The organism is Vannielia litorea (genome assembly GCF_019801175.1).
GTDB lineage: Bacteria > Pseudomonadota > Alphaproteobacteria > Rhodobacterales > Rhodobacteraceae > Vannielia > Vannielia litorea_B.
Window position 1 is genome coordinate 537,231 of record NZ_JAHVJR010000002.1, and the last position, 12,869, is coordinate 550,099.

Below are 12,869 nucleotides of genomic sequence, written 5' to 3' on the forward strand. Positions count from 1 at the left end.
CATGGGGTTGAGAAGGAGTTTTTCGATGACGGTCGATACGGCAGACCCGGCGGAGCTGGCGAAGTTCGAGGCGATGGCGGCGGAGTGGTGGGACCCGGACGGGAAGTTCAAGCCGCTGCACATGCTCAATCCCTGCCGGCTGGACTACATTTGTGACCAGATCGCCGCCGAGTTCGAGCGGGATCGGGCCGGAACAGAGCCTTTTTCGGGGCTGCGCATCCTCGATATCGGCTGCGGCGGCGGTTTGCTGGCGGAGCCAATGGCGCGGATGGGTGCCGAGGTGGTGGGCGCCGATGCCGCCGCTGGCAATATCCCCGTGGCAAAGGTTCATGCAGAGCAGTCGGGGCTGGAGATCGACTATCGCCACACCACGGCGGAGGCGCTGGCGGAGGCGGGTGAGCAGTTTGACGTGGTGCTGAACATGGAGGTGGTGGAGCACGTGGCCTCGCCGCCGGACTATATCGAGGCGTGTCAGAGACTGCTGAGGCCCGGCGGGCTGATGATTTGCTCCACGATCAACCGCAACCCGAAGAGCTTTGCGATGGCCATCGTGGGCGCGGAGTGGGTGATGCGGTGGCTGCCGAAGGGCACCCACGACTGGCGAAAGTTCATCACCCCGGATGAGCTTTATGATCTGATCCGCAACGCCGGGCTTGACCCGGTCGACCGGAAGGGATTTGTCTTCAATCCAATCGCCTGGAGCTGGAGCCTGAGCGACCGTGACCTGAGCGTCAATTACGTCACCGCCAGCGTGAAACCCTAGAGTTTACCCACATGCGCAAATTTGCCCTGATCGCGGCCCTCCTGTTAGTGGCCGCGCCGGCGTCTGCCGACCTGATGCAACGTTACGAGGCCGCTGACGAGGCGGTGATGGTGCGCGTTAACGCGCTTCTCGGCCAGAAAGGCGGTATGTGGAGCGATGCCGACCGGCGCGGCCGCACCTGCCTGATGGCGGAGCTGCAAAAGCGCCACGGTGCGAAGAAGGTTAGCGCAGCGGTGCGCGACTTGGAGAAGGTCGCAGCAAGTGCGCCTCGGGCGAGGGACGCCTCACGGCTTTCGATCGACAAGACGCTGGTGCTGGCGAAGAACGGCATCCCGGTTCAGAAATGGGCGCCGGTGGCGCAGGCCTGCAAGACGAGCTTCTAGGGGGGGGCATCCAGCCCGGAAGCCGCAAGGCTGGAGCGTCAGGGTTCTTCGCGTGAGCCGAGCTTTTGGCGCAACTCGCGCATCACGGGGAGCATGGCGCGGACCCGCTCGCTGCCAATCTCGGAGACGATGGCGGCGATGACCGGGCTGACCGAGGCAATCGCCGCATCGCGCGCCGCACGGCCCGAGGGACTAATGGAGACCATCTTGCGCCGCGCGTCATCCCAATCGGGGCGAATGTGCACGTAACCGGCCCATTCGAGCTTGTTCAGCGTGTTGGTCATGGCCCCGCGCGTCAGGTGAAAGGCCTGCGCGAGCTGGGCGGGGCTGCGCTCTTCATTGATATGGGCGAGGTGGTTCAGCACCGAGAAATGGCTGATCTCCATGCCCTTGGGCAGCGCCTTCGACATCCGGTTGCGCGCAAGCTGCTCGGCGGTGAGCAGCTCCGAGAAGAGCGCAACGGCGAGGGTATCGGAGGTTTCAACAGCCATGCAGGGTCAGGGGCCTTCGAAAGGGCGATCATGGGTCAGTGCGGGGATCTTACGGCGCGCATCGTCCACATGTGACAGGTCGAGGTCAACTGTGATCACACCCGGAGCGGTGCCACCATCGGCCAGAACCTCGCCCCATGGGGACACCACGAGGCTGTGCCCGTGGCTGCTGCGGCTGCGGCCCTCGGTGGCGCTATGGATGCCGCATTGGGCGGGGGCGAGCACGAAGCAGCCTGTCTCGATGGCGCGGGCCTGCAGCAGCGGCTGCCAGTGGGCCGGGCCAGTGCCGGGCGAAAAGGCGGCGGGCACGGTTATGATCTGTGCCTCGGCCTTGGCGAGCGCCCGGTGAAGGTGCGGGAAGCGGACATCGTAGCAGATGGTCAGGCCGATCTTCGCAAGGGGCGTTTCGGCCAGAACAGAGACGTTTCCGGGCCGGTATCCGGCGCTTTCGCGGTAGGTTTCGGTCTCCGACACCTGCACGTCGAACATGTGGATCTTGTCGTAGCGCGCGAGGATGTCGCCGGATGGGCCGATCAGGAAGGATCGGTTGGCGAAGCGGCCATCGGCGTCCCCGGTCTTGAGGCCGATTGAGCCAAGCAGGAGGTGCCTGCCGTGCCGCGCGGCGGCCTCGCGGAAAGCGGCGAGGGTCGGGTCTTCCGCCTCTGGCTTCAGCACCGCGATCTGGCGGGCGCGGCTGGCGGAAACGCAGTTGGTGACCTCGGGTGTGCAGATCAGCTCGGCCCCCTCCCCCACGGCCTGCTCGACCATAGGCAGAACCGTGTCGAGGTTGGCTGCCGGGTCGTCGGAGCTGGTGAGCTGGAGGAGGGCGGCGCGCATCAGGCGGCGAGCATCGGGTCGAGCTTGCCAGCACTTTCGAGCGCGAAGAGATCATCGCTGCCGCCGACGTGGGTTTCGCCGATGAAGATTTGCGGCACCGTGTGGCGCCCGCCGGCACGGTCCATCATCTCGGAGCGGCGGCCCGGCTCCTCGAAGAGGTCGATCTCGGTGAATTCGACGCCTTTTTCGGTCAGCAGGCGCTTGGCCCGAATGCAAAAACCGCAGATCGGCGTGGTGTAGATTTCGATGGGGGTGGGCATGGTTGGTCCTTTCGGGTTCCGGCCATACTTAGGTGTCCTTGACCGTTCGTGCCAGTGTGACAACCCGCACCTCGGTGGCGCCGGAGGCAAGGCAGGCCTCGGTGCACGCGGCCAGCGTCGCGCCGGAGGTCATGACATCATCGACCAGCAGCACCTTGCGGGCGGCCATGCGATGGCGGCGCTTTGGGTGGGGGCGGATGGCCTCGGCCATGTTGGCAAAACGGGCCGCCGCGCCGAGCCCTTCCTGCCGGGGCGTGGCGCGGGCACGGACGAGCAGATCGGGGCAGAAGGGCGCCTCCAGCGTGCGGGCGAGGGCGCGGGCGAGCAGGGCGGACTGGTTGTAGCGGCGTTTGAACAGGCGCAGCCAGTGGAGCGGCACCGGCGCGATGAGCATGCCGGGCTCGTGGAGCGGCGCGGCGGCGCGGGCGAGCCAGGGTGCGACGGCCTGGGCGAGATCGGCCCGGTCGTGGCCTTTGAGCGCCAGCACCAGCCGCCGCCCATTGCCGCGATAGAGCATGGCCGCCGCGCCGCGGGCCCAGGGCCGGGCGATGGCAAGGCAATCGTCGCAGGTGAGATCGGGCGCGTCGTCGGGGTCGTCATCGCCGGGAAGGGGGGCGCCGCAGAGGTGGCATGTGAGGCCGGAGATGAAGGCGGTGTCGCGCCAGCAGGTGGCGCAGAGCCCGGCATCGGAGCCGGTGACCTCGCCGCAGGAGAGGCATTGGTTGGGGTAGATCGCTTGCAGTAGCCGTTGCATCGGCCCGCACCCTCCGAGATAAGCCGCCCATGGCCCAGCCGCCCAGACTGACCGACCGCAAGGCCCTTGCCCGCAATCGCCTCCGCGCCAGCCGCGACGCGCTGTTCCTGCACGCGCAGGCCATTGACGAGATCAAGGAAAGACTCAGCGAGGTTAACAGAACGTTTACGGCGCCCTGCGTTGTGACCGGTTTTCCGCAGATCTGGGGCGAGGCCTTCCCCGAGGCGAAGGTGATCGGCGACGATGAGGTGCTGGGGATCGAAGAGGGTGCGCATGACCTCGTGATCCACGGCATGGCGCTGCACTGGGCCTCCGACCCGGTGGGGCAGCTGGTGCAGGCGCGGCGCGGGCTGGCGCCGGATGGGCTGTTCATCGGGGCGATGCTGGGCGGCGAGACGCTTGCGGGGTTGCGGGCGGCGCTGGCAGAGGCCGAGGCGGCGGAGACCGGCGGGCTCAGCCCGCGCGTTCTGCCGATGGGCGAGATCCGTGACCTCGGTGCGCTGCTCCAGCGGGCGGGATTTGTGCTGCCGGTGGCCGATGCGCTGCCCCTGGAGGTGAGTTATTCGGGCGGGCTGGCGCTGATGCGCGACCTGCGGGCAATGGGCGAAGCCAATGCGATGGAGGCCCGGCTGCGGGTGCCGACGCGACGGGCGGTGCTGCTGCGCGCGGCTGCCGCGCTGGAGGCAGGTGCGACGGCGGATGGGCGCATTCGGGCCTTGTTCGAGACTGTTTTCCTCACTGGGTGGTCGCCCGGCCCGAACCAGCCGCAGCCGCTCCGCCCCGGTTCGGCCACCGCCCGGCTGGCCGATGCGCTGGGCACCGAGGAGCGCGGTGAGGACGGTGGGAAGAGGTGACGCATTGACCCGTGCGCCGGGGGCACTAAGCCTAGGCAAACCCAAACGCGAGGACAGCCCGTGAGCCACCTGCCGCCCGACCATCCGCCCGTGAAGCCCCGCAAGGTGGGCGTTCTGATCGCCAATCTCGGCACGCCGGACAGCCCCGGCTACTGGGACATGCGGCGCTATCTGAACGAGTTTCTGAGCGACAAGCGGGTGATCGATTATCCGGCGTGGAAATGGCAGCCGATCCTGAAGGGGATCATCCTGACCAAGCGGCCTTTCAGCAGCGGCAAGAACTACGAGCTGATCTGGGACAAGGCCAAGGACATGTCGCCGCTGATGGTGATCACCATCGCGCAGACCGAGGCGCTGCGCACGCGCCTGGAACAGCAGTATGGGGACAGGGTGATGGTCGATTTCTGCATGCGCTACGGCAATCCCTCGACCGAGAGCAAGGTGCGCGAGATGGTGGCAGCGGGTTGCGACAAGATCGTGTTCTTCCCGCTCTATCCGCAATACGCGGGGCCGACGACAGCGACGGCGAATGACCAGTTCTTCCGGGCGCTGATGAAGGAGAAGTGGCAACCGGCGGTGCGGACGGTGCCGGCGTACTTCGACCGGGAGAGCTATATCGATGCGCTGGCGGCCTCGGTCGCGGAGGGCATTGGCGATGCGGAGCTGCTGGTGTGCAGCTACCACGGGATGCCGAAGCGCTACCTGATGGAGGGCGACCCCTACCACTGCCAGTGCCAGAAGACGACGCGGCTGCTGCGCGAGCGGCTCGGGCTGCCGGAGGAGAAAGTGATCACCACCTTCCAGAGCCAGTTCGGCCCGGAAGACTGGCTGCGGCCCTACACCGTGGAAGAGGTCGCTGCGCGAGCCAAAGCGGGGGTGAAGAAGATCGCCGTGGTGGCGCCTGCGTTCAGTGCCGATTGCATCGAGACGCTGGAGGAGATCGAGGGAGAGATCCGCGAGAGCTTCGAGCACGCGGGGGGCGAGGAGTTTACTTACATCCCCTGCCTCAACGAGCGGCCCGATCATATCGAGGCGCTGGCTGATGCGATCGGCGAGAGCCTTTTGGGCTGGGTTTGATCCCGGCCCCGGCGAGCCGGGGCAAGCCCTGACCTACTGGTAGACGCGCTTTCCGGCGACCCAGGTACCCAGAACGCGGCCTTCCATCCGGGCGCCGTCGAAGGGGGTGTTCTTGGACTTGGAGCGCAGGGTGCTGCGATCCAGTTGGAAGGGCGCGGACGGGTCGAACAGCACTAGATCGGCGGGAGCGCCCTTGGCAAGGCGCCCGGAGGGTAGCCTGAGGCGTTTGGCCGGGTTCAGCGCGAGGGCGCGGAAGAGCTGGGGCAGCGACAGGGCGCCGGAGTGGTAGAGCCGCATGGCGGCGGGCAGCAGGGTTTCGAGCGCGACGGCGCCGGATGCGGCCTCTTCGAAGGGCAGGCGTTTGCTCTCTTCGTCCTGCGGGGTGTGCATCGAGGAGATCACGTCGATCAGGCCGGAGCCGACCGCCTCGACCATCGCCAGACGGTCCTCCTCGTCGCGTAGCGGGGGCTTCAGCTTGAAGTAGGTGCGGTACTCGGAGAGGTCGTTCACGTTGAGCGTGAGATGGTGGATCGAGACGCCTGCGGTGATGTCGAAGCCGTTGGCCTTGGCCCGCTCCAGCGGGGGCAGGGCGCGGGCGGCGGAGAGCTGGTCGAAGTGGTAGCGCGCGCCGGTCATCTCGACCATCGCGATATCGCGGTCCACCCCCATACGCTCGGCCATCGGGCTGACGGCGGGCAAGCCCATCAGGGTCGCCAGCTTGCCGGAGGTCGCTGCGGCACCCTTTGACAGGGTCGGTTCCTGCGGGTGGCCCACCACCAGCACATCCAACTCGCGGGCATAGGCCAGCGCGCGGGCGAGCACCTTGGTATCGGCAACTACCTTGTCCCCGTCCGAGAACGCCAGCGCGCCTGCGTCCTTCAGAAACGACAGCTCGGCCATTTCGCGGCCTTCGCGATTTTTCGTCAGCGTCGCCATGGCGCGGATAGTCACAGGTGCGGCCTCGGCAGCGCGGCGGGTGACGAATTCCAGCGTCTCGGGGCTGTCGATTGCGGGGAGGGTATCGGGGCGCATGATGATGGTGGTCACACCGCCCGCCGCAGCCGCCGCGCCTGCGGATTTGAATGATTCCTTGTGGCGCTCGCCCGGTTCGCAGATCTTCACCCCGAGATCGACGATTCCGGGTGCCAGCACCTTGCCGCCGCCGTCAACCACCTCGGCCCCCTCGGGCGCCGCCATCGGGCCTTGGGCAAGATCGGCGATCACGCCATCCTTCACCAGCAGGTGGCCCGGTGCCTCGCTCAGCGCCTCGGGGTCGATCAGGGTGACGTTGGTGAAGAATGTGCAGGTCATGGAGCTTCCTTAAGGGCGTTTTCCATCGGTGCAAAGACCGGCGCGGCCCGAGACGTGCCCAACGCTCATTTCGCCTCACCCACCGCCTTGCGGGCCAGCCCCATCACCCGCCCGCCGTCTTCGATCAGCTCGAAGCCGATGCGTTTGGTGTAGGTGCGGTTGAAGCCGTTCTTGTTGCGGCGGGTGAACTGCTGAGAGGCGAGCCACAGCGTATCGCCCTGCGCGGTTTGCTCCAGCTCCAACCGGTCGGTCAGCGGGTAGCTCTTAAGCTTGCGATTGCCGAAGACCTCGGTGGCGATGAAGCCGCGCTTGTTGGTCAGCGTGTAGTTGGTGTGCCGCCGGACGTAGGCGCGCCAGAAGTATTTGCCGAACACCATGTAGAGGCCGATGGCGAGGAAGGGCAGGCCGAAGAGCGGGAAGATCTGGAAGATGAAGGGCGCGTTGGAGGGCGGGCGCATGGAGGAGGCCATCGAGATCCAGAACACCGCGAAGCCGGCGAAGAACAGGCCGAAGAGGCTCTCGAAGGCGTCCTTGGAGCGGACGACGACCCCGCCGTTGGGGCGGCCTTGCCAGAGGATCTCTTCATCGTCGTCGAGGAGCCCTTCCCAGCCCGGGGGGTGTTTGCTCATGGCGTGACCTCCTTGTCTTTCGTCTCACGCTCCGCCAGCGCGGCGCGAGCGAGTGCGATCACCTTGCGGCCATTCTCGATCTGCTCGAAGCCGATCTTGCGGACCGGGCTGTTGCGCCTGCTGCCCAGCTGCTCGCGGGCGAACCAGATGTCATCGCCGCGGCGCCCCGGTTCCAGCTCGATCTGCGGGGTGATCGGGTAGCTCTTCAGCTCCTTCATGCCCAGGGGGTCAGTCGCGATGATGCCCCGGCGATTGGTCAGCGTGTAGAAGGTGTTGCGGCGCAGAAAGACGCGCCACGGGTACTTGAGCACGGTCTTGTAGAGGCCGATGGCGAGGAACAGGGGCGCGACCAGCAGGAAGACGCCGGGCGCGCCGAGCCGCCCGAAACCGTCGCCGCCAGCGTTGACCAGCCAGAGTACCGGGACGGCGGTGAAGCCGAAGCCAAAGAGACTTTCTGGCAGGTCGCCCTCACGGAGCTTCATCCCCCGCCCCGGCCGCCCCTGCCAGAGGATACGCTCCCCCCGTTCGAGGATGCCTTGCCAGCCCGAAGGTGTGCCGCTCATGGCCGCCCCCGGATAGCGTGAAGCGCGGCCTCGGCCAGTTTGGCCTCCTCCCCGGTCAGGCCATGAAAGCCGGTGGGGCGGGGGCGGATGGTGCGAGGCTGGCCGGAGGCATCCTGCACTGTTCGCGGTGCGGGGAAGTGGAAGATCACATCCCAGCCGTGTTTGCCCCGGTCGTGGCGCTCGATCTTGCCCTTTGCGGTGATCCGGTGGCGGATCAGGTTGCCGCTGCCAACCAGCACCAGCGCACGGCTTTCACTGACCCCGTAGCGCACCCGCCGGGCCAGCCGCTTGCCCCAGTCTGGCGCGAAGAGAGCGAAGACTACGAAGAGCGTGGCGGAAAGCAGGAGAAAGGTGAGCCAGAAGCCGAAGGCGCCCTCCATTTCATCCATGTTCGCCAGCCCGATCAGCAGGAAAAAGGCGAAGGTCAGGAGAGATAGCCAGCCGAAGGCAGCGATGACCTTGTAGGCGCCGCCAAGCCGGATGTGAGCGGGTTTGCCCTGCCAGAGCAGGGTTTCGCCGGGCGCGAGGTGGGCTTCAATTCCGGTCATGCGGTTGCCCGATGCGCGGCGAGGGCCGTGGTGATCGCCCCGGCCATCGCGCGCGGGCGGGGGATGTAGCGGGCGATCAGGCTGCGGCCATCGGTGCGGGTGATCCGGACGCCGCCGAAGAGGGTGGCCTTGGCGGCGCTGATTTCATGCAGCATCAGGTCTGTGGCCTCCCCGGTGCCATCGTGGAGGCGCAGCCTGTCTGGCAGAAGCTCCCAGCGTTCACGGCGGTGGCGCATCCAGCGCAGGTGATCGTCGAAGACGAAGCCCCAGAGCAGCGGGCTGAGAAAGAGGGTGACGAGCAGGGTAAGCCAGAAGGTCAGCGGATCGGCCTCGCGCAGGCCAGTGGGAAGGAGGCCATAGGCCAGCGAGGTCAGCAGGCCGACGAGGAAGAAGCGGAGGAGGAAGTTCCGGAAGGAGGGGGTCCAGCTTGCCGGAGTCTCGCTCATGCCGCGCGGGCCGCCTTGAGGTTGCGGGCCAGTAGGTCCATCGCGGCCATGCGGACGGCGACGCCCATTTCGACCTGTTCGGTGATGACCGAGCGGGTGGGGTCGTCGGCAGTGGCGCTGTCGATCTCGACGCCGCGGTTCATCGGGCCGGGGTGCATGACGATGGCATCGGGCGCAGCGTGGGCGAGTTTTTCGGCGTCGAGGCCGTATCGGTGGAAATACTCGCGCTCGGAGGGGATGAAGCCGCCGTCCATCCGCTCGCGCTGGAGGCGGAGCATCATCACCACATCAGCGTCCTTGAGGCCTTCGGCCATGTCGTGCGTCACTTCGCAACCCAGCTCGCGGAAGGCGGAGGGCACCAGCGTGGGCGGGCCGACGAGGCGGACACGAGCCTCCATCCGGTTCAGCAGCATGATGTTGGACCGCGCCACGCGGCTGTGGGCGACATCGCCGCAGATCGCCACGGTCAGCCGGTGCAAGCGGCCCTTGTGGCGGCGGATGGTCAGCGCGTCGAGCAGGGCCTGAGTGGGGTGCTCGTGGCGGCCGTCGCCCGCGTTGAGCACGGCGCAGTTGACCTTTTGCGCCAGCAGATCGACCGCGCCGGAATGCGGGTGGCGAACCACCAGCAGGTCGGGGTGCATGGCGTTGAGCGTCAGGGCGGTGTCGAGCAGGGTCTCGCCCTTTTTGATCGAGCTGGCCTGCATGGCCATGTTCATCACATCGGCCCCCAGCCGCTTGCCGGCCAACTCGAAGCTGGCTTGGGTGCGGGTGGAGTTCTCGAAGAACATGTTGATCTGGGTGAGCCCGCGCAGGGCGTCGCCGTGCTTGTCGGGCGACGCATTCAGGGCGGCGTAATGCTCGGCCAGATCGAGGATGGCGGTGATCTCGTCGGGGGCGAGGCTGGCGATGCCGAGGAGGTGCTTTGCGCGCAAGGTCATGATGGTCCCCCGAAAATTCGCGCCCATCTATAGCAGGCTCGCGTGGGGCGGCAACATGGGGTAAGCCTGCGGCATGGACGGGGAATTCAGCAGAGAGGCGATGCTCGCGGCGCTGGCCTGGCAGGTGGAGCTGGGCGCGGTGGATGCCATTGGCGAAGCGCCGGTGGACCGTTTCGAGGTAAAGCCGGAGCCGAAGGCGGCCCCCGCAGCGGCGGCGAAGCCCGAGCCTCACGCGCCGGTGGTGGTGCCCGAGGTCGATGTGGTCGCCGAAGCGCGGGCGATGGCAGCAGCAGCCGGGAGCCTTGAGGCGCTGGCGGCGGCGCAGGAGGCCTTCCCCCACTGCGAGTTGAAGCGCGGCGCGCGGAATTTCGTTTTTGCCGATGGCCGCCCCGAGGCGCGGGTGATGGTGATCGGCGAGGGCCCGGGCGCGGAAGAAGATGCGCAGGGCAAGCCCTTCGTCGGGCGCTCCGGCCAGTTGCTGGACAGGATGTTTGCTGCCATCGGGCTGGCGCGCGATGCCGAGGACGCGGCAGCGGCGCTCTACATCACCAACGTGGTGCCGTGGCGCCCGCCGCAGAACCGCGACCCGGAGCCCGAAGAGCTGGCGATGATGCGCCCCTTCGTGGAGCGCCACATCGAGCTGGCCGCGCCGGAGCTGATCGTGCTGATGGGTAACCCCGCCTGTGGCTCGCTCCTCGGCAAGCGGGGGATCACCCGGCTCCGTGGCAATTGGCACGAGTTTGCGGGCGTTCCGGTGATGCCGATGTTCCACCCCTCCTTCCTGCTGCGGCGGGCAGAGATGAAGCGCCACGCATGGGCCGATTTGCTGACGGTAAAGGCGCGGCTGGAGACACCATGAGCGAGAGAGAGTTCATCCCCGTTCGGATCGCGGTGCTGACAGTGAGCGACAGCCGCAGCCTTGCGGAGGACCGCTCGGGTGACGTGCTGGCGGCCCGCATCGAGGCGGCGGGGCATGTACTGGCCGACCGGAAGATTTTGCCGGACGAGCGGGCGGAGATCGCGGCACAACTCCGGGCGTGGTGCGAAGATGCAGCGATTGACGTGGTGATCTCGACCGGCGGGACCGGGCTGACCGGCCGAGACGTAACGGTAGAGGCGCACCGGGACGTGTACGAAAAGGAGATCGATGCCTTCGGCACGGTCTTCACCCATGTCTCGATGGCCAAGATTGGCACCAGCGCGGTGCAGTCACGGGCCACCGGGGGCGTGGCGATGGGCACATATCTCTTTGCCCTGCCCGGCTCTCCCGGCGCCTGCAAGGACGCGTGGGACGAGATCCTCTCAAAGCAGCTCGACTACCGCCACAAGCCTTGCAACTTCGTCGAGATCATGCCTCGGCTCGATGAGCACCTGCGGCGGAAGTAGGGGCGGATTGGCTGCGGCTGTCACATTTTTTGCGCAATGGGCGAAAATAAAGTGACGGAAACCGCAAGGGGCTGCGTAACATCCTTGTGGCTTTGCCTGATTTCGGGTCAGGGCTAGGGTTTACGCGGCCTGTAACAACCGAGAGTCCGGATGAATTTTCTGCGTCGCTCCCTCGTGGGGCTGTTCCTTTTGTCGGTCACGCTGGGGCTTCTGGCCGTGGCGGGGGCGAGCTTTTGGGGGGCGGTCGAAGAGCGGATGAACCGCGAAGCCGGGTCGCGGCCCGCGCGGGAGCGGGTGGCGGGCGTTAACGTGGTGGTGCTGGAGCCGGGTCGCGCCGTGCCGGTGATGACTGCCTTCGGCGAGGTGCTCAGTGAGCGCACGCTCGATATTCGCGCGGCCGTGGGCGGGCGGATCGTGGAGCTTTCCGAGGCCTTCACCGAGGGCGGCAGCGTGGAGGCGGGCGAGCTCTTGGCGCGGATCGACCCGGTAAACGCCGAAGCCGCGCTGGAGAACGCCCGCACCGATGTGGCCGAGGCGGAGGCCGAGCTGGCCGATGCAGAGCGGGCGTTGGTGCTGGCGCGCGACGATCAGGCCGCCGCCGAGCGGCAGGCCGACCTGCGCGCGCAGGCGCTGGTGCGGCAAGAGAGCCTGCGCGAGCGCGGCGTCGGCTCTGCCGCGGCGGTGGAAGAGGCGCAACTGGCCGCCGCCTCAGCCGATCAGGCGGTGCTCAGCAAGCGGCAGGCGGTGGCCTCGGCGCAGAGCCGGGTGGATGTGGGCCGCAACGGGGTGAGCCGGGCCACTATCGCGCTGGCCAATGCCGAGCGCGACCTTGCCGACCATGAAATTCGCGCAAGTTTCAGCGGCACGCTGGCCGATGTGGCGGTGGTCGAGGGCGGGCTGGTGGCGGCCAACGAACTGATGGCCTCGCTGATCGACCCAGATGCGCTTGAGGTCTCCTTTCGGCTGAGCACGGCGCAATATGCCCGGCTGCTGGGCGAGGACGGGCGGCTGATTCCGGCGGCGATGCAGGTGCGGCTCGACGTTTCGGGCCTCGACCTCGTGGCCGAGGGGCGGCTGGACCGGGTGAGCGGCGCGGTGGGCGAGGGCCAGACGGGCCGGGTGATTTATGCCGATCTGACTGAGAGTGCGGGCTTCCGGCCCGGCGATTTTGTGACCGTCAGCATCGAGGAGCCAGCGTTGGAAGGCGTGGCCGTGGTGCCTGCCACGGCGGTGGATGCCGCGGGCACCGTGCTGGTGCTGAACGCCGAGGAGCGGCTGGAACTGGCGCAGGTGGAAGTGCTGCGGCGGCAGGGCGATGAGATCATCATCCGGGCCGAAGGCCATGCGGGTGCCCTGATCGTGGCCGAGCGCAGCCCGTTGGTGGGCCCCGGCATTCGTGCCCGCGCGCTGGGCGATGCCGCCCCGGCCCCTGCCCCCGCCGAGCCGACCCGCGAGGAACTGGTGGAGCTGAGCCCTGAGCGCCGCGCCAAACTCATCGCCTTCATCGAGGGCAACAACCGGATGCCCGCCGAGGCCAAGGAGCGCGTGCTTGCCCAGCTTTCGCAGGATCGCGTTCCGGCGGAGACGGTGGAGCGGATCGAAAGCCGGATGGGCGGGTAGGGGGAGGCA

The 12,869-nt window shown here is 67.4% G+C and carries 17 protein-coding genes; 7 read left to right on the forward strand and 10 right to left on the reverse strand.

The window, feature by feature from the left end; all coding sequences use genetic code 11:
* Nucleotides 1–25: 25 nt before the first annotated feature.
* Both ubiG and KUV38_RS17985 read left to right on the forward strand, forming a co-directional pair.
* The gene (gene ubiG / locus KUV38_RS17980) at nt 26–763 is read left to right on the forward strand and encodes a bifunctional 2-polyprenyl-6-hydroxyphenol methylase/3-demethylubiquinol 3-O-methyltransferase UbiG (RefSeq protein WP_222471562.1); all 738 of its coding nucleotides are present in this window, start codon (nt 26–28) and stop codon (nt 761–763) included.
* 11 nt (nt 764–774) lie between these two features.
* A complete protein-coding gene (locus KUV38_RS17985; protein WP_222471563.1) occupies nt 775–1,146 on the forward strand; it encodes a hypothetical protein in 372 nt (123 codons plus the stop codon).
* 38 nt (nt 1,147–1,184) lie between these two features.
* On the opposite strand, the gene KUV38_RS17990 is transcribed toward KUV38_RS17985, so the two are convergent.
* From KUV38_RS17990 to KUV38_RS18005, 4 genes are read right to left on the reverse strand one after another with little or no spacing between them, the layout of a single operon-like run.
* Nucleotides 1,185–1,637 (reverse strand): MarR family winged helix-turn-helix transcriptional regulator, encoded by a 453-nt coding sequence (locus KUV38_RS17990; RefSeq protein WP_222471564.1) that lies wholly within the window; start codon nt 1,635–1,637, stop codon nt 1,185–1,187.
* A gap of 6 nt (nt 1,638–1,643) precedes the next feature.
* Nucleotides 1,644–2,474, reverse strand: a complete 831-nt coding sequence (locus KUV38_RS17995) for a carbon-nitrogen hydrolase family protein (RefSeq protein ID WP_222471565.1) — start codon at nt 2,472–2,474, stop codon at nt 1,644–1,646.
* Nucleotides 2,474–2,734 (reverse strand): glutaredoxin 3, encoded by a 261-nt coding sequence (grxC, locus tag KUV38_RS18000; RefSeq protein WP_222471566.1) that lies wholly within the window; start codon nt 2,732–2,734, stop codon nt 2,474–2,476. Before grxC ends, KUV38_RS17995 begins: the two co-directional genes overlap by 1 nt.
* Before the next feature lie 28 nt (nt 2,735–2,762).
* A complete protein-coding gene (locus KUV38_RS18005) occupies nt 2,763–3,488 on the reverse strand; it encodes a ComF family protein (RefSeq protein ID WP_222471567.1) in 726 nt (241 codons plus the stop codon).
* 29 nt (nt 3,489–3,517) lie between these two features.
* Here KUV38_RS18005 and KUV38_RS18010 point away from each other — a divergent pair, with 29 nt between their 5' ends.
* Together KUV38_RS18010 and hemH are read left to right on the forward strand one after the other, a co-directional pair.
* Nucleotides 3,518–4,342: a class I SAM-dependent methyltransferase gene (locus KUV38_RS18010; protein WP_222471568.1), complete on the forward strand. Its 825-nt coding sequence runs from the start codon at nt 3,518–3,520 to the stop codon at nt 4,340–4,342.
* 60 nt (nt 4,343–4,402) lie between these two features.
* Nucleotides 4,403–5,419: a ferrochelatase gene (hemH, locus tag KUV38_RS18015; protein ID WP_315898660.1), complete on the forward strand. Its 1,017-nt coding sequence runs from the start codon at nt 4,403–4,405 to the stop codon at nt 5,417–5,419.
* Nucleotides 5,420–5,452: 33 nt separating this feature from the next.
* Here hemH and pyrC read toward each other — a convergent pair whose 3' ends face one another.
* The 6 genes from pyrC to KUV38_RS18045 form a co-directional block, all read right to left on the reverse strand.
* The gene (gene pyrC / locus KUV38_RS18020; RefSeq protein ID WP_222471569.1) at nt 5,453–6,730 is read right to left on the reverse strand and encodes a dihydroorotase; all 1,278 of its coding nucleotides are present in this window, start codon (nt 6,728–6,730) and stop codon (nt 5,453–5,455) included.
* A gap of 65 nt (nt 6,731–6,795) precedes the next feature.
* Nucleotides 6,796–7,359 (reverse strand): aspartate carbamoyltransferase catalytic subunit, encoded by a 564-nt coding sequence (locus KUV38_RS18025; RefSeq protein ID WP_222471570.1) that lies wholly within the window; start codon nt 7,357–7,359, stop codon nt 6,796–6,798.
* Nucleotides 7,356–7,922 (reverse strand): aspartate carbamoyltransferase catalytic subunit, encoded by a 567-nt coding sequence (locus KUV38_RS18030; protein WP_222471571.1) that lies wholly within the window; start codon nt 7,920–7,922, stop codon nt 7,356–7,358. Before KUV38_RS18030 ends, KUV38_RS18025 begins: the two co-directional genes overlap by 4 nt.
* Complete coding sequence (locus KUV38_RS18035) at nt 7,919–8,470, reverse strand: hypothetical protein (protein ID WP_222471572.1); 552 nt, start codon at nt 8,468–8,470, stop codon at nt 7,919–7,921. Before KUV38_RS18035 ends, KUV38_RS18030 begins: the two co-directional genes overlap by 4 nt.
* Nucleotides 8,467–8,916 (reverse strand): hypothetical protein, encoded by a 450-nt coding sequence (locus KUV38_RS18040; RefSeq protein WP_222471573.1) that lies wholly within the window; start codon nt 8,914–8,916, stop codon nt 8,467–8,469. The genes KUV38_RS18035 and KUV38_RS18040 overlap by 4 nt, the downstream gene beginning before the upstream one ends.
* A complete protein-coding gene (locus tag KUV38_RS18045; protein WP_222471574.1) occupies nt 8,913–9,854 on the reverse strand; it encodes an aspartate carbamoyltransferase catalytic subunit in 942 nt (313 codons plus the stop codon). The genes KUV38_RS18040 and KUV38_RS18045 overlap by 4 nt, the downstream gene beginning before the upstream one ends.
* 73 nt (nt 9,855–9,927) lie before the next feature.
* On the opposite strand from KUV38_RS18045, the gene KUV38_RS18050 reads away from it, so the two are divergent.
* The 3 genes from KUV38_RS18050 (at nt 9,928) to KUV38_RS18060 (ending at nt 12,860) form a co-directional block, all read left to right on the forward strand.
* Complete coding sequence (locus tag KUV38_RS18050) at nt 9,928–10,713, forward strand: uracil-DNA glycosylase (protein WP_222471575.1); 786 nt, start codon at nt 9,928–9,930, stop codon at nt 10,711–10,713.
* Entirely contained in the window at nt 10,710–11,240 is a 531-nt protein-coding gene (gene moaB, locus KUV38_RS18055) for a molybdenum cofactor biosynthesis protein B (RefSeq protein WP_222471576.1), read from the forward strand. Before KUV38_RS18050 ends, moaB begins: the two co-directional genes overlap by 4 nt.
* A gap of 150 nt (nt 11,241–11,390) precedes the next feature.
* Complete coding sequence (locus KUV38_RS18060) at nt 11,391–12,860, forward strand: efflux RND transporter periplasmic adaptor subunit (RefSeq protein WP_222471577.1); 1,470 nt, start codon at nt 11,391–11,393, stop codon at nt 12,858–12,860.
* Nucleotides 12,861–12,869: the final 9 nt, after the last annotated feature.

Bases quoted from the DNA above. Each gene is read 5' to 3' on its own strand.
- ubiG (WP_222471562.1), top strand. From the start codon at position 26: ATGACGGTCGATACGGCAGACCCGGCGGAGCTGGCGAAGTTCGAGGCG.
- KUV38_RS17985 (WP_222471563.1), top strand. From the start codon at position 775: ATGCGCAAATTTGCCCTGATCGCGGCCCTCCTGTTAGTGGCCGCGCCG.
- KUV38_RS17990 (WP_222471564.1), bottom strand. From the start codon at position 1,637: ATGGCTGTTGAAACCTCCGATACCCTCGCCGTTGCGCTCTTCTCGGAG.
- KUV38_RS17995 (WP_222471565.1), bottom strand. From the start codon at position 2,474: ATGCGCGCCGCCCTCCTCCAGCTCACCAGCTCCGACGACCCGGCAGCC.
- grxC (WP_222471566.1), bottom strand. From the start codon at position 2,734: ATGCCCACCCCCATCGAAATCTACACCACGCCGATCTGCGGTTTTTGC.
- KUV38_RS18005 (WP_222471567.1), bottom strand. From the start codon at position 3,488: ATGCAACGGCTACTGCAAGCGATCTACCCCAACCAATGCCTCTCCTGC.
- KUV38_RS18010 (WP_222471568.1), top strand. From the start codon at position 3,518: ATGGCCCAGCCGCCCAGACTGACCGACCGCAAGGCCCTTGCCCGCAAT.
- pyrC (WP_222471569.1), bottom strand. From the start codon at position 6,730: ATGACCTGCACATTCTTCACCAACGTCACCCTGATCGACCCCGAGGCG.
- KUV38_RS18025 (WP_222471570.1), bottom strand. From the start codon at position 7,359: ATGAGCAAACACCCCCCGGGCTGGGAAGGGCTCCTCGACGACGATGAA.
- KUV38_RS18030 (WP_222471571.1), bottom strand. From the start codon at position 7,922: ATGAGCGGCACACCTTCGGGCTGGCAAGGCATCCTCGAACGGGGGGAG.
- KUV38_RS18035 (WP_222471572.1), bottom strand. From the start codon at position 8,470: ATGACCGGAATTGAAGCCCACCTCGCGCCCGGCGAAACCCTGCTCTGG.
- KUV38_RS18040 (WP_222471573.1), bottom strand. From the start codon at position 8,916: ATGAGCGAGACTCCGGCAAGCTGGACCCCCTCCTTCCGGAACTTCCTC.
- KUV38_RS18045 (WP_222471574.1), bottom strand. From the start codon at position 9,854: ATGACCTTGCGCGCAAAGCACCTCCTCGGCATCGCCAGCCTCGCCCCC.
- KUV38_RS18050 (WP_222471575.1), top strand. From the start codon at position 9,928: ATGGACGGGGAATTCAGCAGAGAGGCGATGCTCGCGGCGCTGGCCTGG.
- moaB (WP_222471576.1), top strand. From the start codon at position 10,710: ATGAGCGAGAGAGAGTTCATCCCCGTTCGGATCGCGGTGCTGACAGTG.
- KUV38_RS18060 (WP_222471577.1), top strand. From the start codon at position 11,391: ATGAATTTTCTGCGTCGCTCCCTCGTGGGGCTGTTCCTTTTGTCGGTC.